Source organism: Winogradskyella arenosi (assembly GCF_003337305.1).
Classification (GTDB): Bacteria; Bacteroidota; Bacteroidia; order Flavobacteriales; family Flavobacteriaceae; genus Winogradskyella; species Winogradskyella arenosi.
Window position 1 is genome coordinate 704,710 of sequence record NZ_QPJO01000002.1, and the last position, 19,749, is coordinate 724,458.

At 36.3% G+C, this 19,749-nt stretch carries 19 protein-coding genes; 8 read left to right on the plus strand and 11 right to left on the minus strand.

Going from position 1 to position 19,749, the window contains the following annotated elements:
• Nucleotides 1-41 precede the first annotated feature (41 nt).
• Nucleotides 42-596 (plus strand): 1-acyl-sn-glycerol-3-phosphate acyltransferase, encoded by a 555-nt coding sequence (locus DFQ08_RS07785; RefSeq protein WP_114309432.1) that lies wholly within the window; start codon nucleotides 42-44, stop codon nucleotides 594-596.
• A 134-nt stretch (nucleotides 597-730) separates the two neighbouring features.
• Here the strand turns inward: DFQ08_RS07785 and DFQ08_RS07790 are convergent, their stop codons facing one another.
• The 4 genes from DFQ08_RS07790 to DFQ08_RS07805 all read right to left on the minus strand — a co-directional run bounded on the left by DFQ08_RS07790 (nucleotide 731) and on the right by DFQ08_RS07805 (nucleotide 3,959).
• Nucleotides 731-1,204, minus strand: a complete 474-nt coding sequence (locus DFQ08_RS07790; RefSeq protein WP_114309433.1) for a nuclear transport factor 2 family protein — start codon at nucleotides 1,202-1,204, stop codon at nucleotides 731-733.
• Between the two features lie 133 nt (nucleotides 1,205-1,337).
• On the minus strand, nucleotides 1,338-1,790 hold the full coding sequence (locus DFQ08_RS07795; RefSeq protein WP_147269456.1) for a hypothetical protein: 453 nt from the start codon (nucleotides 1,788-1,790) through the stop codon (nucleotides 1,338-1,340).
• Between the two features lie 42 nt (nucleotides 1,791-1,832).
• A complete protein-coding gene (locus DFQ08_RS07800) occupies nucleotides 1,833-2,921 on the minus strand; it encodes a heparan-alpha-glucosaminide N-acetyltransferase domain-containing protein (RefSeq protein ID WP_114309435.1) in 1,089 nt (362 codons plus the stop codon).
• Nucleotides 2,922-3,017: 96 nt separating this feature from the next.
• Entirely contained in the window at nucleotides 3,018-3,959 is a 942-nt protein-coding gene (locus DFQ08_RS07805) for a mechanosensitive ion channel family protein (protein WP_114309700.1), read from the minus strand.
• Nucleotides 3,960-4,192: 233 nt separating this feature from the next.
• Here DFQ08_RS07805 and DFQ08_RS07810 point away from each other — a divergent pair, with 233 nt between their 5' ends.
• On the plus strand, nucleotides 4,193-5,569 hold the full coding sequence (locus tag DFQ08_RS07810; RefSeq protein WP_114309436.1) for an alanine/glycine:cation symporter family protein: 1,377 nt from the start codon (nucleotides 4,193-4,195) through the stop codon (nucleotides 5,567-5,569).
• Nucleotides 5,570-5,576: 7 nt separating this feature from the next.
• On the opposite strand, the gene DFQ08_RS07815 is transcribed toward DFQ08_RS07810, so the two are convergent.
• Nucleotides 5,577-6,497 carry an AraC family transcriptional regulator gene (locus DFQ08_RS07815; protein ID WP_114309437.1) on the minus strand — a complete coding sequence of 307 codons (921 nt, stop codon included), beginning with the start codon at nucleotides 6,495-6,497 and terminating at the stop codon, nucleotides 5,577-5,579.
• Nucleotides 6,498-6,669: 172 nt separating this feature from the next.
• On the opposite strand from DFQ08_RS07815, the gene DFQ08_RS07820 reads away from it, so the two are divergent.
• The 3 genes from DFQ08_RS07820 (at nucleotide 6,670) to acs (ending at nucleotide 10,537) form a co-directional block, all read left to right on the plus strand.
• Entirely contained in the window at nucleotides 6,670-8,169 is a 1,500-nt protein-coding gene (locus tag DFQ08_RS07820; RefSeq protein ID WP_114309438.1) for an aldehyde dehydrogenase family protein, read from the plus strand.
• A 68-nt stretch (nucleotides 8,170-8,237) separates the two neighbouring features.
• Nucleotides 8,238-8,594: a DUF779 domain-containing protein gene (locus tag DFQ08_RS07825; protein ID WP_114309439.1), complete on the plus strand. Its 357-nt coding sequence runs from the start codon at nucleotides 8,238-8,240 to the stop codon at nucleotides 8,592-8,594.
• 35 nt (nucleotides 8,595-8,629) lie between these two features.
• Nucleotides 8,630-10,537, plus strand: coding sequence for an acetate--CoA ligase (gene acs, locus DFQ08_RS07830; protein WP_114309440.1), 1,908 nt, complete (start codon nucleotides 8,630-8,632; stop codon nucleotides 10,535-10,537).
• A gap of 2 nt (nucleotides 10,538-10,539) precedes the next feature.
• Here acs and DFQ08_RS16150 read toward each other — a convergent pair whose 3' ends face one another.
• Complete coding sequence (locus tag DFQ08_RS16150) at nucleotides 10,540-10,701, minus strand: hypothetical protein (protein ID WP_181858378.1); 162 nt, start codon at nucleotides 10,699-10,701, stop codon at nucleotides 10,540-10,542.
• Between the two features lie 125 nt (nucleotides 10,702-10,826).
• Here DFQ08_RS16150 and DFQ08_RS07835 point away from each other — a divergent pair, with 125 nt between their 5' ends.
• Nucleotides 10,827-11,489: an HAD family hydrolase gene (locus tag DFQ08_RS07835; RefSeq protein WP_114309441.1), complete on the plus strand. Its 663-nt coding sequence runs from the start codon at nucleotides 10,827-10,829 to the stop codon at nucleotides 11,487-11,489.
• A 90-nt stretch (nucleotides 11,490-11,579) separates the two neighbouring features.
• Here the strand turns inward: DFQ08_RS07835 and DFQ08_RS07840 are convergent, their stop codons facing one another.
• The 4 genes from DFQ08_RS07840 to prfB form a co-directional block, all read right to left on the minus strand.
• Nucleotides 11,580-14,108 (minus strand): TonB-dependent receptor domain-containing protein, encoded by a 2,529-nt coding sequence (locus tag DFQ08_RS07840; RefSeq protein WP_114309442.1) that lies wholly within the window; start codon nucleotides 14,106-14,108, stop codon nucleotides 11,580-11,582.
• A gap of 125 nt (nucleotides 14,109-14,233) precedes the next feature.
• Nucleotides 14,234-14,689, minus strand: a complete 456-nt coding sequence (locus tag DFQ08_RS07845) for a hypothetical protein (protein WP_114309443.1) — start codon at nucleotides 14,687-14,689, stop codon at nucleotides 14,234-14,236.
• Between the two features lie 11 nt (nucleotides 14,690-14,700).
• A complete protein-coding gene (gene arsC, locus DFQ08_RS07850; RefSeq protein ID WP_114309444.1) occupies nucleotides 14,701-15,042 on the minus strand; it encodes an arsenate reductase (glutaredoxin) in 342 nt (113 codons plus the stop codon).
• 12 nt (nucleotides 15,043-15,054) lie between these two features.
• Nucleotides 15,055-16,165 (minus strand): peptide chain release factor 2 gene (prfB, locus tag DFQ08_RS07855; protein ID WP_114309445.1). Its coding sequence is split into 2 segments (ribosomal slippage): nucleotides 15,055-16,101 and nucleotides 16,103-16,165, totalling 1,110 coding nucleotides; the frame shifts between segments, so codons are not numbered across the junction.
• Nucleotides 16,166-16,272: 107 nt separating this feature from the next.
• Between prfB and DFQ08_RS07860 the strand changes: the two genes are divergently transcribed.
• Nucleotides 16,273-17,289 carry a threonine aldolase family protein gene (locus DFQ08_RS07860; protein WP_114309446.1) on the plus strand — a complete coding sequence of 339 codons (1,017 nt, stop codon included), beginning with the start codon at nucleotides 16,273-16,275 and terminating at the stop codon, nucleotides 17,287-17,289.
• Here DFQ08_RS07860 and DFQ08_RS07865 read toward each other — a convergent pair.
• Nucleotides 17,282-17,605, minus strand: coding sequence for a YbaB/EbfC family nucleoid-associated protein (locus DFQ08_RS07865; protein WP_114309447.1), 324 nt, complete (start codon nucleotides 17,603-17,605; stop codon nucleotides 17,282-17,284). The two genes, DFQ08_RS07860 and DFQ08_RS07865, sit on opposite strands and share 8 nt — an antisense overlap.
• Nucleotides 17,606-17,680: 75 nt before the next feature.
• On the opposite strand from DFQ08_RS07865, the gene DFQ08_RS07870 reads away from it, so the two are divergent.
• Nucleotides 17,681-19,744, plus strand: a complete 2,064-nt coding sequence (locus DFQ08_RS07870) for a S9 family peptidase (RefSeq protein WP_114309448.1) — start codon at nucleotides 17,681-17,683, stop codon at nucleotides 19,742-19,744.
• Nucleotides 19,745-19,749 lie beyond the last annotated feature (5 nt).

The following is a 19,749-nucleotide window of genomic DNA, read 5'->3' on the forward strand; positions in this document are numbered from 1 at the left end:
TTTATTAGGACCTTATAAAATAACTTAAGACAGAGCTTAAAATGCGTTGGTTAGCTAAATTTATATATTTTAAAATTTTAGGATGGAAAGTGCTAGGGAATACCAACTTTTCTAAAGATACCGTGAAAAAATCCATAATCATTGCGGTACCTCATACCAGTTGGCATGATTTCTATATTGGTGTTTTACTCAGAAAAATTGCTGATGTTAAAACCAATTTTGTGGGTAAAAAAGAACTATTTGTTTGGCCATTAGGCTATTATTTTAGGGCTGTTGGAGGCCGATCCTTAGACCGTACTTCAGGGCAAAATAAGGTTGAAGCTATTGCAAAGTTGTTTGAATCTACAGATGAGTTCCGATTAACATTAGCTCCGGAAGGAACTCGTAAAAAAGTGACAGAATGGAAAACGGGTTTCTATTACATTGCTAAGAAAGCAAATGTACCCATTATTATGTTTACCCTGGATTTCAAAAATAAACAAAATAAAATATCAGAACCGTTTTATCCAACGGATGATATTGAAGCCGATTTAAAAGTTATGAAAGCCTTTTTTAAAGGAGTAGAGGGGAAAGTTAAAGCTTATAGTTACGATTAGTAAATTTTGCTTTAAGGTTTGATTTTTAATGTTTTGGCATGTTATTTGCGGTTTGCTAAATGCAATGAAACATAAAGTAAACTTAAGTCCCTAAAAAGAAACATTGTAAAAAATAATCTAAAAGCTATCGTTAATTACGATAGCTTTTCTTTTTCCATAAATTGGTCTAGAAGCCTGTTGGTTTGGCTTTGAAGCTTGTTCTTAAAAAAGGTCATGCCACCAAAAAAGATACCTTTAACACCTAAAGCTTGTTTGGCCCAAAGATGAAGATTAAATTCATCGTAGTGTTTTATAATAAGACCATCTTTAAACTCAAAGGAGGCGTTAATTTTATTGTGGACCTGTCTTTCGGTTTTACTAAATATATATTGGGCTTCCCAATGCGCAGAACCCTTATTTTCTGTTATTTCTATATGCGAAAAATCAACGTTAAAATTGTTGCCGTTTTGGGTTTTGCATAACATTAACCACATCGCCTTGGCGCGTTCTCCGCTTAGGATGCCAAAAGCAGGATCTTCAAAGATAACTTCGTCATGATAACAATTTGCCATCGTGGGGCCGTCACAATTCTGTAATGCGGTGTAAAAAGTTTCTAAAATATTGGTCATAACAGCAGAGGTTTATAAAACCGACTTTGATTTAATATCGTAAGTTGGGTGTAGTTAATGATTATTCTATACGAGAAGGGGATTTAATTGCTATGAAAATTAAAAAGGTTAGCACGATGAGGTTAACCTTTTTTTATTCAATAACAATTGTATTTCTATACCCTATATCGGTGCGTTTATCAAATTGAAAGTCATAATACGCCGCATCACCGGCCTTTGCAGTAATAGTACTATGAGCTCTGCCAATTTCTAAATTCTTTTTGTTATATACTTTAGCGGTTAAATCACCTTCAAAATTTTGTTCAAAAATAAGATACAACGTAAGCTGATTCTTCTTGTTGTTCGCATGACTATCAATATCATAAACGCCCATTGAAACCCCTTTGCTTTTCAATGATTTTGAAAAAATAATTTCACAATCTAGAGTATGGTCAACGCCTTTAGAGACGCCTTCAAAAAATTCTGTAGCCGCTTCTCCTACGACTTCACCGCCTTTGTTCATACCATCTTTAGTGGTATTTGTAATGCGATTACAAGAGGTAAGGCATAGCATGGTTAAAACCGTAAATAGTTGTGTGTATTTCAAAAGGTTGAATTTTGGTCTTCTAAAGTAAATAAATTTATCGAACTATTTTTTAATCCGCTGCATTAGTTTCTGAATGTTAGAATAGACAAAGGCATTGGTCTTAGCGTAGTAAAAGGAAATAAAGCATACCGTAGATAAAAAGAGAAGGGCGCCTAATACCGCTTGGTACGGATTTAACGATTTTCCAATAAGTTGATGCAAGCCAATACCAGTAAAACTGCCATAGATAATGATAAAATGTATGACATAAATAGATAGTGTTTTTTGTCCGATTCTTAAAATGAGAGGACGTTTTATATAGGTCTCTGCAAGATAAAAGATGGAAAATATCACTAAGACATTTCCGAAACGTATAAATAAATAGTTGTAGCTGGCTATAGCTTTAAAAATGGAGATATGGAAAAAATCACTTATGGCGATAAACACTTGTGACGAATATAAAATTAATAACATCCCCACCACAAAAAAGCTCGACACGATGCAGGCTTTAAATTTTGGTCGCTCTAAATATTTGTAAAAGAGCGTAGAGATAAATGCCCCTAAGGCTACATAGCCAAACCAAGGAATCATATTAAACACAGAACCATTGGCCTTGCTTAAGTAATTTGAAAAAAAGACCGGTACATTGGGTAATTCTAAAGTTCTGTATAAGGGTTCGGTAATAAAAATAGCCAAACCAATAAGCAGCATGGTTATGGAAAAAGCTAAAGTGTTTTTAAATGTGAGTTTATAAATACCCACCACCAAAATTAAAGATAGCCCTATACATTGTAAAACATCGACAACCATGAAATAGGTGTTGAAGTGTCCGAACAACCATTCTAAAATAGGGGCACGTAGCAAATATCCAATGCCTATAAGCATCAAGCCTCTAGAGAGCCCTTTCTTAATTCGGATTTTTGTGCTCCCCCGTTCTTTAGCTCTTATCAGTAAATAAGAAAAAATAAGTCCGGAAATCGTAAAAAAGGTCGGCGCAGTAATTCCTCTAAAATATTCCCAAACCCTATAGGCAAGATAACTTTGATCTCTATAGGAGACTTCTAAAAGGGTGTCTATAAAGTGGCCTTGCAACATCATAAGGATGGCAAATGCTCTTACAGCATCAATAAAATATAAGCGGTTACTATTCAAGCTAAAATTGGTTGGAGTACAAATGTACTATTTTAGACTTGTAAAAAAATTTTATCGTCTTTTTTTAAAGCATTCTACTCAATTTTAAATGTGCGACTAAGAGGGCTTAGAAGTTGCTTTCTTATCTTCTAAATATACACGTGTACGCGGTAAACTCTGAGGATAATTCTTTTGAATAAAGTCAATCATTTTCTCACGAACATGAACTCTTAAGTCCCATGCTGTTGGAGAATTCTTCGCACTTACTAAAATTCTAATTTCTACGGAATCGGCTTTAGAGTCTGTAACCTGTAAAACGTTGACTTGCTTATCCCAAAGTGGTGAGTTTTCTAGGATTGTGGTTAAAGCTTGTCGTAATTCATCAAACGGAACATGGTAATCGGTATGTAAAAAGACGGAGCCTATAATATCTGCAGAGGTTCGGGTCCAATTTTGAAAAGGGTTTTCTAAGAAATATGTGGAAGGCAGTACCAATCTTCGTTTATCCCATAAACGGATCACTACGTAAGTAAGATTAATTTCTTCAATCCAACCCCATTCATTTTCCACAACAACAGCATCGTCAATTCTAAAGGGTTGTGTAAAAGCAATCTGAATTCCTGCCAGTAAGGCACCAACAACTTTCTGTGCCGATAGACCTATTATGATCCCGGCTAAACCTGCTGAAGCAAATATTCCGTAGCCAATTTTCTTAATACTATTAAAGGATAAAAGAATAAAGCCTACCGCGAATAAGCCAATAATAAAGATGACGATTTTTTCAAGCAGATTAATCTGCGTGTACATTTTTCTAGCTTCAAGATTATCTTCAGCATTAATATCATAGCGTTTTAAAAATAAGGCCTTTCCTTTTCTTAATAGGATAATTAAAAGCCAAGCAAAACATATAATGAGAAAATTATTCCTTTGAGGCACTAATATACTGCTTTCGAAACCCTCATTATTGGTCATTGTTGCAATGACATTGATAATGCCTTCAATATTAAAAAAAATGAGAATAAGTGAAATACAAATAATAAGCTGCAAGGATCTTTTCATAATAACAATAAGTATTAGCGTTAATTCAATATTTTTTTCGTTTGGCAATCTCCTAGAAATGTACGTAAATCCTTAATTCATCTCAAAAAAATATTAGTTGAAATGATTTTAAGGCGGGTTCAAACATAATTTTATGGTAAACTAATGCTAAATGCCCATTTTTAAGCTTGTTTTATTTAGCTTTGATTTGGAATTAAAAATAGATCATCTCTTAACAGACCGCCTATTAACTTATGAATTTTATAAATCAATTACTTAGCGAGTTTTCATCTTTAGCGTGGGGATTACCCTTACTCATCCTATTAATAGGAGGCGGTTTATATTTATTAATACGATCTCATTTTGCACCGTTTCGATACCTTGGGCATGCCTTAAATATACTTCGAGGCAAATATGATGACCCTAATGATCCTGGTGACATCTCGCATTTTCAAGCGCTAACAACCGCGTTGTCGGCGACCGTAGGGATGGGAAACATTGCAGGGGTTGCAGTCGCTATTTCTATTGGTGGACCAGGTGCGGTGTTTTGGATGTGGCTTAGTGCTATAATAGGAATGTCTACTAAATTTTTTACCTCCACTTTAGCCATAATGTTTAGAGGTAAAGATAGTAATGGCGATATACAGGGCGGCCCCATGTATTTTATTACAGAAGGACTAGGGAAATCTTGGAAACCCTTAGCTGTTTTTTTTAGTTTCTGTGGGCTTATTGGCGCCTTACCAGTGTTTAATGTGAATCAACTGACACAAGCCTTAAATGATATTTTACTGATTCCTAATGGGGTTGAAGTTGGTCTAAAAACCAATATTATTATAGGACTTATACTGATAAGTATTACTGCTTTGGTGATTTTAGGAGGGATTAAGCGTATCGGTACAGTCGCTTCGCGTTTGGTGCCTAGTATGGTGTTTCTCTATTTTATTTTGGTGATCATTATTTTAATTGCCCATTATGATGTTTTAGGCTATTATTTAAAACTCATTTTTACAGATGCTTTTGCAGCCAATTATTATCCTAAAGACGATACTTTTTTAGGTGGGGTTTTAGGAGCTTTAATTTTACACGGTATTAAGCGTGGTGCATTTTCTAATGAAGCGGGTATTGGTACCGCCCCTATGGCGCATGGAGCGGCAAAAACCGACGAGCCTATTAGAGAAGGTTTGGTGGCTATGCTAGGTCCTGCAATTGATACTTTAGTGGTTTGTACACTTACCGCTTTGGCTATTTTAGTAACTGGGGTTTGGGAAACAACATCGAATAATGGAGTGAGTCTTACGGCCTCTGCCTTTGCGGATGTAATGCCGGTTTATGGAAAGTATCTACTACTGATCTGTATTGCCGTCTTTAGTATGAGTTCACTGTTTTCATACTCCTACTACGGTACAAAATGTATGGCCTTCTTATTTGGAGCCGATAAAAAGCACTATTATAACTACTTCTATATTTTAAGTATTCTTATTGGGGCAACCACAAGTCTAAGTATGATGATTAATCTTATTGATGGGGTGTTTGCACTCATGGCCATTCCAACGATGGTGGCGACTATTATTTTAGCGCCAAAGGTGACCAAGGAATTAAAGCGTTATACCAAACGGATGAAAGCGTCTTAGTCTTTGTTTAATGCGAAGGGCTAATGGAGGCTTTAAACTGCTGAGGGGTCATCAGTTCCATTTTTTTAAATTGTCTGTTAAAGTAGCTGGTATTATTAAAGCCAGATTGAAATGCGATTTCAGACATCCTTAAGTTTTTGGAAGATTTAATAAGCTTCTTGGCAAATTTTATTTTTTCAGAATTGATATAATCAATAGGTGAAATCCCCAACGTGTTTTTAAATTGTTTATGAAAATGCGAGGTGCTCATATAGGCCTTCTTCGCTAAGAGGTCTACCGTAATATCTTTATTCGTTAAATTATCCTTGATAAATTTAATTACAGTACCAATACGTGTATCTGAAAAACTATGGGTATCACTAGTAATTAAACGTTTGGCCTTGGTCTGAAGGAGGCGTACAATTAATTCTTGTAGCATTAAATCTAATAGAACGTCCTTAGAGCTGTTGTTGTCGGTAAACGTATAGGTGAGACGCTTTATAAGGTGGTTCACATCTTCATTATTGATTAAGTGAGATGAGGTTTCATCTAAATTCCATTTGTTATTTTCATCTTCAATAGCCGCATTAAAATTAAATTTTCCAACAACCTCTTTTATTTTAATCGCATCAATCCCTAATGCTAAACATTGGGTAGGCTTTGTTAAGCTCGCTATCGGGAAATCGATAAGCATTTCTTTATGTGCGGGCATCACTACAGATTCGCCAGGAAAGAAATCAAAGGCTTCAAAGCCGTCAATATGCATCACTTTTTTTCCTGTAAGCATACTAGCTATTATGGGGAAATCGAAGGTAAGTGCCACTTGTTCGGCCTGTTTATGGGTTTCATAAATGTTTAATTCGGCATATTCAGCACTATAAATAGTTCTGTTTTCTACTAAAGTACTTAGTTTTCGTTGACTTCTCTGATGGTTAATTAAGGCGTTCATGGTCTGTATTTCAAGAATTGAATTAAAATATTTTGATATAATAGATATGTTCAAAAATAAAGTAAATATGTTCAATTTGTTTAGAAATTGATAAAATAACTTTATCAAAATTACTAATTAGATAATTTTTTAGCTAATAAAACACTAAAATAATAAATAAACACAAAAAGGTATGAGTTATTCAAAACCAAAATTTAAAGAGAGGTATTCCAACTTTATTAACGGAGAATTTGTGCCACCAGTAGGTGGAGAATATTTTGAAAACACCTCTCCGGTAGACGGCACTTTAATTGCAAAGTATCCAAGATCGCAGAAGGAAGATGTGGAAAATGCTGTAGCGGCTGCCAATGCGGCTAAAGAGGCTTGGGGAAATACTTCAGCAACAGAACGCGCAACACTTCTAAATAAAGTGGCCGATATAATTGAAGAGAATTTAGAAGAATTTGCTGTCGTAGAAACCTGTGATAATGGTAAACCAATCCGCGAAACTCTAAATGCGGATGTTCCATTATCTGTAGATCACTGGCGTTATTTCGCTGCTTGTATTCGATCGGAAGAAGGAAGTGCCACCGAATTAGACCAGCACACCTTGTCTATGAATATAAAAGAACCTTTAGGGGTGATCGGACAAATTATTCCATGGAATTTTCCACTTTTAATGTTGTCATGGAAACTGCCTCCGGCTTTAGCTACAGGGAATTGTGTGGTTTTAAAACCTGCAGAACAAACGCCTTCATCGGCAACTTTACTCATGGAAAAAATTGCAGATGTTTTTCCTCCTGGAGTTTTAAATATTGTGCATGGTTTTGGTCCGGAAGCCGGAAAACCCTTAGCATCGAGTCCTAATGTAGATAAAGTTGCCTTTACAGGAGAAACGACGACCGGACAATTAATTATGCAGTATGCTTCTAAAAACCTCAATCCTGTGACAATGGAGTTGGGTGGAAAGTCACCTAATGTTTTCTTTAATAGTGTAATGGATGCGGATGATGCATATTTAGATAAAGCTATTGAAGGTGCAGTTTTATTCGCTTTTAATCAAGGTGAAGTCTGTACTTGTCCTTCTAGAATTTTAGTGCAAGAAGATATTTACGATGCTTTTATGGCGCGAGTTATAGAGCGCACTGAAGCCATTGTACAAACCAGTCCTTACGATATAAACTCTATGGTTGGCGCTCAGGCTTCTAATGATCAGTATGAAAAAATACAATCGTATTTTAAAATTGGTAGAGAAGAAGGCGCAAAGGTGTTAACCGGAGGAGAAGCTAATAAATTAGACGGCGAATTGGCCAATGGCTATTATATTAAACCTACCATTTTAGAGGGACATAATAAAATGCGCGTTTTCCAAGAAGAGATTTTTGGTCCTGTGGTATGTGTTACCAAATTTAAGGATGAAGCGGAAGCTATTGCTATTGCAAACGATACACTTTATGGTTTAGGGGCCGGGGTTTGGACGCGAGATGCACACCAGCTATATCGAATACCACGTGCCATTAAAGCCGGACGTGTTTGGGTGAACTGTTACCATGCTTATCCTGCACACGCGCCGTTTGGAGGTTATAAAAAATCTGGATTTGGAAGAGAAAATCACTTAATGATGATGAGTCATTACAGACAGACCAAGAACATGTTAATCTCTTACGATAAAAATAAATTAGGCTTTTTTTAGAAGTTGATTAATAGCGATAAGGCTGAATTGTTAATCAATAATTCAGCCTTTTTTAATACTAAGACATTATGAAACGCGTAGAAATAACAGATAAAGCGGCAGAAGTTGTAAGGCAATTAAAAGCCAAACATGGCGAGTTGATATTCCATCAAAGTGGGGGATGTTGTGACGGGTCTGCTCCAATGATTTTTGAAAAAGGGGAGATGTATTTAGACGACAGTGATGTGCATCTAGGCAATGTTGAAGGTGTTGACTTTTACATGCATCAAGATCAGTTTGAATATTGGAAACATACCCATCTTACCGTAGATGTTACCGAAGGACGAGGGGCAAGTTTTTCTTTAGAAATTCCTTTAGGACTGCGGTTTTTGATTCATTCTAGATTATTAACCGAAGAAGAATCTTTATTTTTTAATTCAAAATAACTATCTTTTTAAACTGAAAACAATAGAAAATAAAAATGAGTAATTATCATATAAAACATTTAGAAGAATATTATCAAGTATACCGTAAATCGGTAAGGAATCCTGAAGTGTTTTGGGAAGAAATTGCTGAAGAACATTTTATGTGGCGCAAAAAATGGGATGAGGTCTTAAGCTGGGATTTTTCCAAACCCGATATTAAGTGGTTTCAAGGGGCGGAGCTTAACATTACAGAAAACTGTATAGATAGGCATCTCTATACGAGAGGAGATAAAACGGCGATTATTTTTGAGCCTAATGACCCCTCTGAAGCGGCCGAACATATTAGCTACAAGCAGTTGCACCAACGGGTTTGTAAATTCGCAAATGTTCTTAAAGAAAAAGGAATTGAAAAGGGCGATCGGGTTTGTATTTATTTACCGATGATCCCCGAATTAGCCATTGCTACTTTAGCTTGTGCACGTATCGGAGCTATTCACTCTGTGGTGTTTGCGGGATTTTCATCTTCTGCATTGGCAACCCGAATAAATGATTCTGAATGTAAAATGGTAATTACTAGCGATGGGTCTTATCGCGGATCAAAAGCCATTGATTTAAAAGGCATCGTTGATGAAGCTCTAGAAGGCTGTCCTTCAATTAAAAATGTGTTAGTGGTAAAGCGAATCCATTCAGAAATTGAGATGAAAGCCGGACGTGATTTTTGGTTACAACCTTTATTGGAAAATGCCGCCGAGCAATGTGAACCTGAAATTATGAAAGCTGAAGATCCTTTATTTATTTTATATACTTCAGGCTCTACAGGAAAACCAAAAGGTATGGTGCATACCACGGCAGGCTATATGGTGTATACCGCCTATACGTTTAAGAATGTATTTCAATATAGAGAAAAAGATGTGTATTGGTGTACGGCCGATATTGGGTGGATTACCGGACATAGTTATATTGTTTATGGGCCGCTGTGTAATGGCGCGACGACCGTTTTATTTGAAGGGGTTCCAAGTTATCCTAACTTCGGTCGCTTCTGGGAAATTGTAGAAAAGCATAAAGTGAATCAATTTTATACGGCGCCAACAGCCATTAGAGCCTTGGCAAAAGAAGGGGTAGAGCATTTAGAAAAGCACGATTTATCATCGCTTAAAGTCTTAGGAACCGTTGGTGAACCTATTAATGAAGAAGCTTGGCACTGGTACGATGATAACGTCGGAAAGAAAAAATCGCCTATTGTGGATACGTGGTGGCAAACCGAAACAGGTGGAATTATGATAACACCCATTGCTTTTGCAACGCCTACAAAACCCACCTATGCCACCTTGCCTTTTATTGGTATTCAACCGGCGTTAATGGATGAACATGGCGAGGAAATAAAAGGAAACCAAGTAGACGGACGATTGTGTGTAAAATTTCCATGGCCTAGTATGGCACGTACCATTTGGAGCGATCACCAGCGTTATAAAGACACCTATTTCTCAGCCTATGAAGGTAAATATTTTACAGGTGATGGCGCCTTACGTGATGAGGTGGGCTATTACAGAATAACGGGTCGTGTGGATGATGTAATTATTGTTTCAGGGCACAACTTAGGAACTGCTCCTATTGAAGATGCGATTAACGAACACCCTGCTGTGGCAGAAAGTGCTATTGTTGGTTTCCCTCATGATGTGAAAGGAAATGCCCTTTACGGTTATGTGACCTTAAAAGAAACGGGAGAAAGTAGAAATCATGACAACCTACGTAAGGAAATCAATCAGCTCATTACGGAGCAAATTGGTCCTATTGCTAAGTTGAATAAAATTCAGTTTACAAATGGATTACCTAAAACCCGAAGTGGTAAAATTATGCGTCGTATTTTAAGAAAGATAGCCAGCAATGATACCAGTAACCTTGGCGATACAAGTACCTTATTAAATCCTGAAATTGTACAGGAAATTATGGATAATGTCTTGTAGTTTTAAGAATCGTTGGCTTTTTTAGTCTTAGCAAGTTCTACAATGGCTTTTAAGCGCGCTTTTCGTTCTTCAGATTTAGACTTCAATTTATTCTTTTTCTGAGCGATTAACCTGCTGTGTTTAGCTTTGTTTACGGTATTTTTTTCACGTCCTTTTTTAGGCATAATTTCGGAATAAGTATCAAGGCACAAAATTACGCATAATTTAATATATTGTTAATGGCATTGTAGTCTGCTTTTAGGCTACTATGCCATTTTTGTTTTTTATCTTCGCCAACAAATAAAAAAATATGAAGCTGAAAGCCGTTTTGTTTGACATGGATGGGGTAATTGTAGATACCGAACCCTTACACCGAAAAGCCTATTTTCATATGTTCGATGAGGTGAATATAGAGGTGTCAGAACCTTTATTTGAATCTTTTACAGGACAGTCAACCATTAATGTTTGTAGACGTGTAGTCGATCAGTTTGGTTTGAATGAAACGCCAGAATACCTGGTGAGCTTAAAACGTAAACATTATAAATACTTGTTTGATCACGGGGAGCTCGATCTTATTGAAGGGGTTTTTGATCGTATTCAAGATTTTTATAACAATGGACTAACGTTAGTGGTGGCATCATCGGCTTCTATGCCAGGAATCAATCTTATTTTTGAACGTTTTAATCTCAATCCTTATTTCAGTGCTAAATTTAGTGGTGCAGATTTAAAAGAATCTAAGCCACATCCTGAAATTTTCCTTAAAGCCGCAGCACATACCGGATTTGATAAATCGGAATGTATGGTTATTGAAGATTCTACAAATGGGATTAAAGCCGCTAATGCCGCTAATATCTTTTGCGTGGGCTATAAAAGTGTTAATTCTAAAAATCAAGATTATGACAATGCAGATTACGTCATTTCTGATTTTAGTGAAATTGCTTACGCTAAACATAAGGACTTTTTTAAGTCTTAAATTTAAGCCTGTCTAAGCTTAAAAAAATGTAAAAAAAAATGTTGCTAAATTTTAGCAACATTTTTTTTTATAATAGTGGTGTTCTCAGGTCTAACCTTCAAACTCCATGTCATCGCCACTGTTTCCACGTTGCCCTTTACGATCTTTATTATTTGTCAGTTGGTTAAATCGGTAAATAAATGAGACGTTAATTTGACGTTGTCTCCACTGGAATTCACTATAACTGTCATAGAAATCAGTAGTCGTTAAAGCTTTGTATTTTCTAGAATTTAGTAAATCTCTTACGTTAACAGAAATGGTTGCTTTTTTCTTTAAGATCTCTTTACTGAAGGCTAAATCTAAAGAGAAAATCCCTTCAATATCAGATTGTGCATCTTGTCTAGCGCCTCTATAAAACGCACTTGTTTGCCAATCTATGGCTAAAGGTAAGGTTACTTTAGAGCTAAAACGTGCAAACCAACTTGTGTTTTTAGATCCGTAATCCGTACCGTTAAATTCTCCTTCGGTTTCAAATTGAAAGAAGTTAAAACTAGAGTTTAAACGTAACCATTTTGCTGGTGTATACATTAAACCAAGTTCCGTTCCTGTTCTTTTATTCGTAGAAAGGTTAATAGGTATGGTTCTAATAATGTCAATACCATCTGTAGTTTGTTGTCCGGTGTTTTCTTGAACACGTTCAAAAGAATCTGTTTCATGTTGGTAATATACAGAGGTGGTTAAAGTAAACTTTTCCCAACGTTTTAGGTAACCTAAATCAAACGTACTAGAGAAAGCAGGATCTAAATTAGGATTTCCTTGAAAAATATTGGTTCTACTAGAACGTGAAGGGAAAGGGTTAATGTACCAACCACGAGGACGGTTAATTCTTCGGTTATACCCTAAAGTAATGCTTTCTTCGTTTCCAGATTCTGAGGTGTTTAGATTGTAAATAAGGTTAACTGTAGGGAATAAACCTAAGTAGTTATTATTAAAATCAGTATCAATAGGGAAATCGTATTGGTCATTTAATTCTTCATCAGTAAGTTCAGAATCAATGGTTCCTTTTAATTGTGTGTTCTCTAAACGAAGCCCTAATAAATAAGAAAACTTACCAATTTTAGAGCCGTATTGTGTGTAAACAGCGTTGATGTTTTCGGTATAGTCAAAAATATTAGAAATACCTTCATTAATTTCCAATTCGCCAGTGGTTAGGTTTTCTTGGTCCAATTGATAATCGGTGTTGCTGTTTTTAAAATTACCACGGTAACCCGCTTCAAAGCGCGAATCTTCACCTAAAGGTAGCACGTAATCCGCTTGAACGAGGTATTCATGATTTTTCTCTTTAGTAAATTCTTGCTCTATCTGAAATGGCTCAGGGTTGGTTTGATTCGTAAAGACGTAATCTTCATTTAAATAAGTGTAACCATCTTCTGTTTCTGTTTCAAATTGAAAATCAGCAGTTAATTTATGGTCACTATCCTCACCAAAACGTTTAACGTAGTTTAAGGCTACTTGGTATCTGTTATCTTCCTCCGTTTCTTTTTCTCTACGTAACGTGTTTTCTACAATACTTCCGTTGTTATAACGATCACTAAAGTTTAGTGACGTATCGGCATCGTTTCCAAAGTTGTAGAATAAACTACCGGTAATGGAAGACGTCTCGTCTAAAAAGTACTCCATACCAATATTAGCATTGTAGTTTCTATTTAAACGCTCTACTTCTTTGGTTTCTACAATACGTCTGTATTCAGGATCTGAAAAGCTACCATCATCTTCTAAAGTGTCGTAATAATTAACATCGGTGAAGGTGTTTCTAGGCGAATCAAAATAACGCCATCCAAAGTTAGAAAATAAGTTATAATTTTCTGTTCGGTAATTAAGAGCAGCAGAAACGCCTAAGTTGTCAGGGTTTCCTGCGGTTAAGGTTACAGAACCATTAAAACCAAGGGTTTCTTTTTGTCTTAGAATAATATTTAAAATTCCTGCGGTTCCTTCAGCATCATAACGAGCAGAAGGAGAGGTAATCACCTCTACACGTTCAATAGCTTCTGCAGGAAGTTGGCTTAAGATATTACTATCGCCAAAACCGGCCATAGCAGATGGTTTTCCGTTAATTAGGATACGTACGTTTTCGTTACCTCTAAGGCTTATAGCGCCTTCAACGTCTACCGTTACAGAAGGAACATTGTTAAGAGCGTCACTAACTGTTCCGCCGGCTGTAGTTAAATCCTTACCTATATTATAGACTTTTTTGTCTAGCTTAATTTCAACCGTAGTTTTTTCAGCAACAACCATCACTTCATTTAGAGTTGAGACATCTAAAGCAAGATTAATAGTCCCTAAATTAGTATCTTTAGTAATGTTTTGTTCTGGAAATGTTTTGGTTTGGTAAGAGATGTATTCTACAGAAATTTCGTAGCGTCCAGGGGCAACTTCGACTTCAAATTTTCCTTTAGGGTCGGTAATTCCGCCCGTAATTATTTTGTTGTCTGATTTAGATTTGACCACAACAGTGGCATATTCCAATGGAATATTAGTGTCTTGTTCTAATACTTTTCCTTGAATTTTTACATCATTTTGAGCGAATGATAAATTCAGGAATAAGAGTAGAAGGGTAGCGGTTAATAAATTTAGTTTCATCACAAGGGTTTGTTAGTTGGCAAAAATACACTTCCTTGTGGTCTATTTGGTTAATCTTATGTTAAAGCAAAAGCCCTACTGTTAAAGGACTTTCGCTCTATTTATTTTTTAACAAAACATTAAGTTTAGTTTTGGTTTTTACGCTCGCGTTTCTTTTTCTTTTTTACATCTTTTTCATCAAACTCCCCTTTAATCATTTCCTTTATTTTGACCATATCTGGTTCTGAAATAAGTTCTTCAAGTTCTACAAAGTGGGTGTCTTCTAAATTTTTAATGGCTTCTTTACGGTCTAAAGAATGCTCATATTGCGTTTTAAAAATGGCCATTTTTTCATCAAAAAAGCTTAAAATATTTTGCTTAATGATGTGTTTCTGAAAATCATCAGCCTCTAGAGTTGTTAAAAAATTATCAATATATTCTTCTTTTCGTTCCTCCATTTCACGCTCGCGTTTTGCGATTTCTTGTTCCGTAGGTTCCCGGTTAGATTGCGGGATGTTATTCATGTTTCTATTACGGCTGCGTTGGGCTTCTACATTAAGACCTAACAAAACTGTGAAAATTACTAAAAGGCTCGTTTTCATGTTTAAGAATATTAAATAATGTCTGAAATTAACTCGGTTGGGCGGCCAATAACGGCTTGAGTTCCATTAACAACGATAGGGCGTTCTATAAGTTTTGGGTTGGCGACCATCGCTTCAATTATGGCGTCATCCGTTAGGGTTTTGCCTTTGTAATCCGATTTCCAAATGGCTTCGTTTTTACGGATTAACTCTAAGGGTTTAATCCCTAATTTAGAAACAATAGCTTTTAAATCTTCTGAACTTAAAGGCTGGTCTAAGTATTTAATGACTTCAAATTCTTGACCCGAAGCTTCTAAAAGGGCGAGCCCTTGTCTGGACTTAGAACATCGAGGATTGTGGTATATTTTTATCATTGCTATAAAATCTTATAGGTTTTCGGTTTGCTCTTCTTTTTGTCCCATCATCATCAGGTAGGCTTTTAAAAAAGGTTCTATGGCACCGTCCATAACGGCATCAACATTTCCGGTTTCATGAGCAGAACGTACGTCTTTAACTAGTTTATAAGGATGCATAACATAATTTCGTATTTGGCTTCCCCATTCAATTTTCATTTTACCCGCTTCAATATCATCGCGCTGTGCCATTTGTTTTTGCAATTCAATCTCGTACAATTGCGAACGAAGCATTTGCATGGCCCTTGTTCTGTTATCGTGTTGCGAACGTGTTTCAGAACACTGAATCTGTATGCCTGAAGGTTTGTGTAAAAGTTGCACCTTCGTTTCTACTTTATTTACGTTTTGTCCTCCAGCACCACTAGATCGGGCGGTTGTAATTTCAATATCTGAAGGATTGATGTCAATTTCAATGGTATCATCCACTAAAGGATAGACATAAACCGAGGCAAAACTGGTGTGGCGTTTGGCGTTACTATCAAACGGTGAGATGCGTACTAAACGATGTACTCCATTTTCACCTTTAAGCCAACCAAAAGCAAAATCACCTTCAATTTCTAAGGTTACAGTTTTTATACCAGCGACATCACCTTCTTGAAGGTTAAGTTCTTTAACTTTAAAGCCATTTTTTTCAGCATACATAAGATACATACGCATTAACATACTGGCCCAATCGCAAGATTCTGTTCCTCCGGCGCCGGCTGTAATTTGGAGTACGGCACTTAAGCCATCTCCTTCTTCAGAAAGCATGTTTTTAAATTCTAACTTTTCAATCGCATTCACAGCCAAGTCATAACGTGCTTCCACGTTTTCCATAGGGGCTTCATCTTCTTTATAGAACTCGTAAATCACCTCTAAATCCTCAACAAGAGAGGCGGCAGCTTCGTAGTCATTAATCCAGCTTTTTTTCTCACGAATGGATTTCATAACCAATTCGGCAGCCTTTGAGTCATTCCAAAAATTAGGGTCGAAAGTTTGTTCTTCTTCGTTAGCGATTTCTATGCGTTTGGCATCTAAGTCAAAGATATTGTCTAAGTATGTCTAGACGGGAGTTAAGATCTTTAATTTGATCTGAAGTAATCATATATCGTACATTTTTATACAAATATAAGCAGCGTTGTTAAAGTGCCATAATTTTGAATCGGTTTTTTAGGAAATCCGTAATTTTGAGCTTAGAAATTTTTTTGACGAATGATTATAGATTTAAGAAGTGATACGGTGACTAAGCCTTCTAAAGGAATGTTAGATGCTATGATGTCTGCAGAAGTAGGAGATGACGTCTTTAGAGAAGACCCTACAATGAATGCTTTAGAAGAACGTATAGCAACGATGTTTGGAAAAGAAAAAGCCTTGTTTTTTCCTTCAGGAAGTATGGCTAACCAAGTGGCTATAAAATTGCATACCCAACCCGGTGATCAGGTGATTTGTGATAAGTACGCGCATATCTATAATTATGAAGTAGGTGGTGTGGCGTTTCATAGTGGCGCTACATGTAAACTTTTAGACGGTCATCGTGGTATGTTTACTGCTCGACAAGTGGAAGAAGCCATTAGTCCTTCAGCTTATTATTACAGTCAATCTCGTTTAGTAGAAGTAGAGAATACCACCAATAAAGGAGGCGGAGCCTGTTGGGATTTTTCTGAAATTGAAAAGATAAAAACCGTGTGTAAAACCCATGACTTAGGCTTTCATCTTGATGGTGCACGTTTGTGGAATGCTATGGTGGCTAAAAATGAAACCCCTTTGCAGTACGGAGCTGCGTTTGATAGTATTTCCGTTTGTCTCAGTAAAGGCTTAGGCTGCCCTGTAGGGTCGGTGTTACTTGGTGATGAAATTTTAATGGAAAAATCGTTAAGCCTTAGAAAATTGTTTGGTGGTAATATGCGACAAGTAGGGTATTTAGCCGCTGCAGGGTTGTATGCCTTAGATCATCAGGTAGAGCGTTTAGCTGAAGATCATAAAAAAGCGAAGGAAATAGGCGCTGTGTTAGCACAATTATCTTTCATCAAAAAAGTAGAACCTATTGAAACCAACATCATCATTTTTGAGTTAAATGATGATGTTGATGAAGCTCACTTTTTAAACCAACTGCTCGAAAAAAATATCCATATTATTGGGATGGGCAGTGGTAAGTTACGCATGGTAACGCATTTAGATTATACAGACCAAATGCATGATAAGTTGCTCAATGAACTAGGTTCTATTTAAACATGTCCATACCAGGGATATTTGGCATTCCCTCTTTAGCAACAGCAGCAATTTCTGCTTCGTTAACTTGAGTGGCTTTTTCAATGGCTTTATTGAGGGTTAAAATTAAATAATCCTCTAGCATGTCTTTATCTTGAAGCAATTGGTCGTCAATATCAATAGCTTTAATTGTTCTGTTGGCTGTAATAGTAACTTTTAACTTGTTGTCATTACTTGCTTCGTCAATTAAAACCGTATGCAGACGCTCTTTTGTAGCTTCTACTTTCTTTTGGGCATCTTTTAATTTACCCATCATTCCCATCATATCTCCAAACATAATCTTGTCTTTTAAATTTATTAAGGTGCAAAATTAGTAAATTGCGCCTTTTTTCAGAATAATTTAGACGAACAAATGACAAATACTTTAGTAATGCACCCGCCAAAAGCCAAAAAAATTCCTCATCAGTTAGAGAAGCATGGCGACATCCGTATCGATAACTATTTTTGGATGAAAGACCGTGAGCATCCTGAAGTCATCGATTACCTAAACGCGGAAAACGAGTATTGCGATATGCAGATGGCTCATACTAAAGATTTTCAGAAAGATCTTTTTGAGGAGATGAAAGCGCGTATAAAGGAAGATGATTCTTCTGTGCCTTACAAATTTAACGGGTATTGGTATATCACTAAGTTTGAAAAAGGAAAAGATTACCCTATTTATTTGCGTAAAAAGGAACACCTTGATAATCCTGAAGAATTACTTTTTGACTGTAATAAAATGGCGGAAGGAACTAGCTATTTTAAATTAACAGGCATTAGCATAAGTCCGGATAATAAAATGGTGTCCTATGGGATTGATACTACCGGAAGACGTAACTATACCATTTTTGTAAAAAACCTAGAAACCCAGGAGTTTGCTACAGACCAAGTTTTAAACACCACAGGCTCTTCAAGCTGGGCGAATGATAATGCCACGCTTTTCTATACCAAAAAAGATGAAGTTACCTTAAGAGCATACCAGATATACAAGCATCGTTTGGGGGATCAATCTGAAGACGAATTGGTTTTTGAAGAAGGTGATGATACCTTTGGTGTGGCAGTGTATAAGTCTAAATCTAGAAAATATATTATTGTCGCTTGTTATAGTACCTTAACTAATGAATACCATATTTTAGACGCAAATGATCCTGAAGGAAAATTCAAAGTATTTCAGCCTAGAATAAGAGGGTTAGAGTATAGTATTTCACATTATGGTGATCATTTCTACATCATGACCAATTTAGATAAAGCGACGAACTTTAGACTCATGAAAACGCCTGAAGCCCAAACAGAAATGGCGAATTGGGTAGATGTAATTCCACATAGAGCAGATGTGTTGCTTGAAGGTATTGATATTTTTAAAGATTATTTGGTGCTAAGTGAACGTAAAAATGGACTTAATGAAATACGTATTAAACGTTGGGATGGTACTGAAGATTACTACTTGCCTTTTAATAACGAAACTTATACCGCTTTTACGGCAACCAATTTAGATTTTGATACGGAAACACTGCGTTACGCCTACAATTCGCTAACAACGCCGTCTTCTGTGATTGAATTTAATATGCGCACCAAAACTAAAACGATTTTAAAGGAACAAGAGGTTTTAGGGGGGCAATTTAATAAAGACAATTATACTTCAGAGCGGATTTGGGCTACAGCAGGCGATGGCACTAAAATACCAATGTCTGTGGTTTATAAAAAAGGCCTTAAAAAGGATGGAACTAATCCTGTATTACAATATGCTTACGGAAGTTATGGCTCTACAATAGATCCTTATTTTTCTACTATTAGATTAAGTTTATTAGATCGTGGGTTTGTTTACGTTATTTCTCACATTAGAGGAGGAGAGTATTTAGGGCGCGACTGGTACGAAGACGGGAAACTTCTAACCAAGAAAAATACATTTTCAGATTTTATAGCGTGTTCTATTCATTTAATAAAAGAACGTTACACCTCGTCTCAGCATTTATATGCTATGGGCGGAAGTGCAGGAGGTTTACTTATGGGGGCCATTGTTAATGATGCACCAGAACTTTATAATGGGATTATTGCAGCAGTGCCGTTTGTAGATGTGGTAACAACCATGTTAGACGATTCTATTCCTTTAACAACAGGGGAGTATGATGAGTGGGGAAATCCAAATGATAAACTTTATTACGACTACATAAAATCGTATTCGCCTTACGATAATGTTGAAGCTAAAGCGTATCCTAATATGTTAATCACTACAGGTTTGCACGATTCGCAAGTGCAATATTGGGAACCTGCAAAGTGGGTGGCAAAGCTAAGAGAGCTAAAGACAGATGATAACAAATTGTACTTAAAAACAAATATGGATGCGGGGCATGGTGGTGCTTCTGGACGTTTCGAAAGCTTAAAAGAAGATGCGGAAGAGTTTGCTTTCTTACTTGATTTAGAAGGCATTTCGGTATAATTAGA

Bases quoted from the DNA above. Each gene is read 5' to 3' on its own strand.
- DFQ08_RS07785 (WP_114309432.1), top strand. From the start codon at position 42: ATGCGTTGGTTAGCTAAATTTATATATTTTAAAATTTTAGGATGGAAA.
- DFQ08_RS07790 (WP_114309433.1), bottom strand. From the start codon at position 1,204: ATGACCAATATTTTAGAAACTTTTTACACCGCATTACAGAATTGTGAC.
- DFQ08_RS07805 (WP_114309700.1), bottom strand. From the start codon at position 3,959: ATGAAAAGATCCTTGCAGCTTATTATTTGTATTTCACTTATTCTCATT.
- DFQ08_RS07810 (WP_114309436.1), top strand. From the start codon at position 4,193: ATGAATTTTATAAATCAATTACTTAGCGAGTTTTCATCTTTAGCGTGG.
- DFQ08_RS07815 (WP_114309437.1), bottom strand. From the start codon at position 6,497: ATGAACGCCTTAATTAACCATCAGAGAAGTCAACGAAAACTAAGTACT.
- DFQ08_RS07820 (WP_114309438.1), top strand. From the start codon at position 6,670: ATGAGTTATTCAAAACCAAAATTTAAAGAGAGGTATTCCAACTTTATT.
- DFQ08_RS07825 (WP_114309439.1), top strand. From the start codon at position 8,238: ATGAAACGCGTAGAAATAACAGATAAAGCGGCAGAAGTTGTAAGGCAA.
- acs (WP_114309440.1), top strand. From the start codon at position 8,630: ATGAGTAATTATCATATAAAACATTTAGAAGAATATTATCAAGTATAC.
- DFQ08_RS16150 (WP_181858378.1), bottom strand. From the start codon at position 10,701: ATGCCTAAAAAAGGACGTGAAAAAAATACCGTAAACAAAGCTAAACAC.
- DFQ08_RS07835 (WP_114309441.1), top strand. From the start codon at position 10,827: ATGAAGCTGAAAGCCGTTTTGTTTGACATGGATGGGGTAATTGTAGAT.
- DFQ08_RS07840 (WP_114309442.1), bottom strand. From the start codon at position 14,108: ATGAAACTAAATTTATTAACCGCTACCCTTCTACTCTTATTCCTGAAT.
- DFQ08_RS07845 (WP_114309443.1), bottom strand. From the start codon at position 14,689: ATGAAAACGAGCCTTTTAGTAATTTTCACAGTTTTGTTAGGTCTTAAT.
- arsC (WP_114309444.1), bottom strand. From the start codon at position 15,042: ATGATAAAAATATACCACAATCCTCGATGTTCTAAGTCCAGACAAGGG.
- DFQ08_RS07860 (WP_114309446.1), top strand. From the start codon at position 16,273: ATGATTATAGATTTAAGAAGTGATACGGTGACTAAGCCTTCTAAAGGA.
- DFQ08_RS07865 (WP_114309447.1), bottom strand. From the start codon at position 17,605: ATGTTTGGAGATATGATGGGAATGATGGGTAAATTAAAAGATGCCCAA.
- DFQ08_RS07870 (WP_114309448.1), top strand. From the start codon at position 17,681: ATGACAAATACTTTAGTAATGCACCCGCCAAAAGCCAAAAAAATTCCT.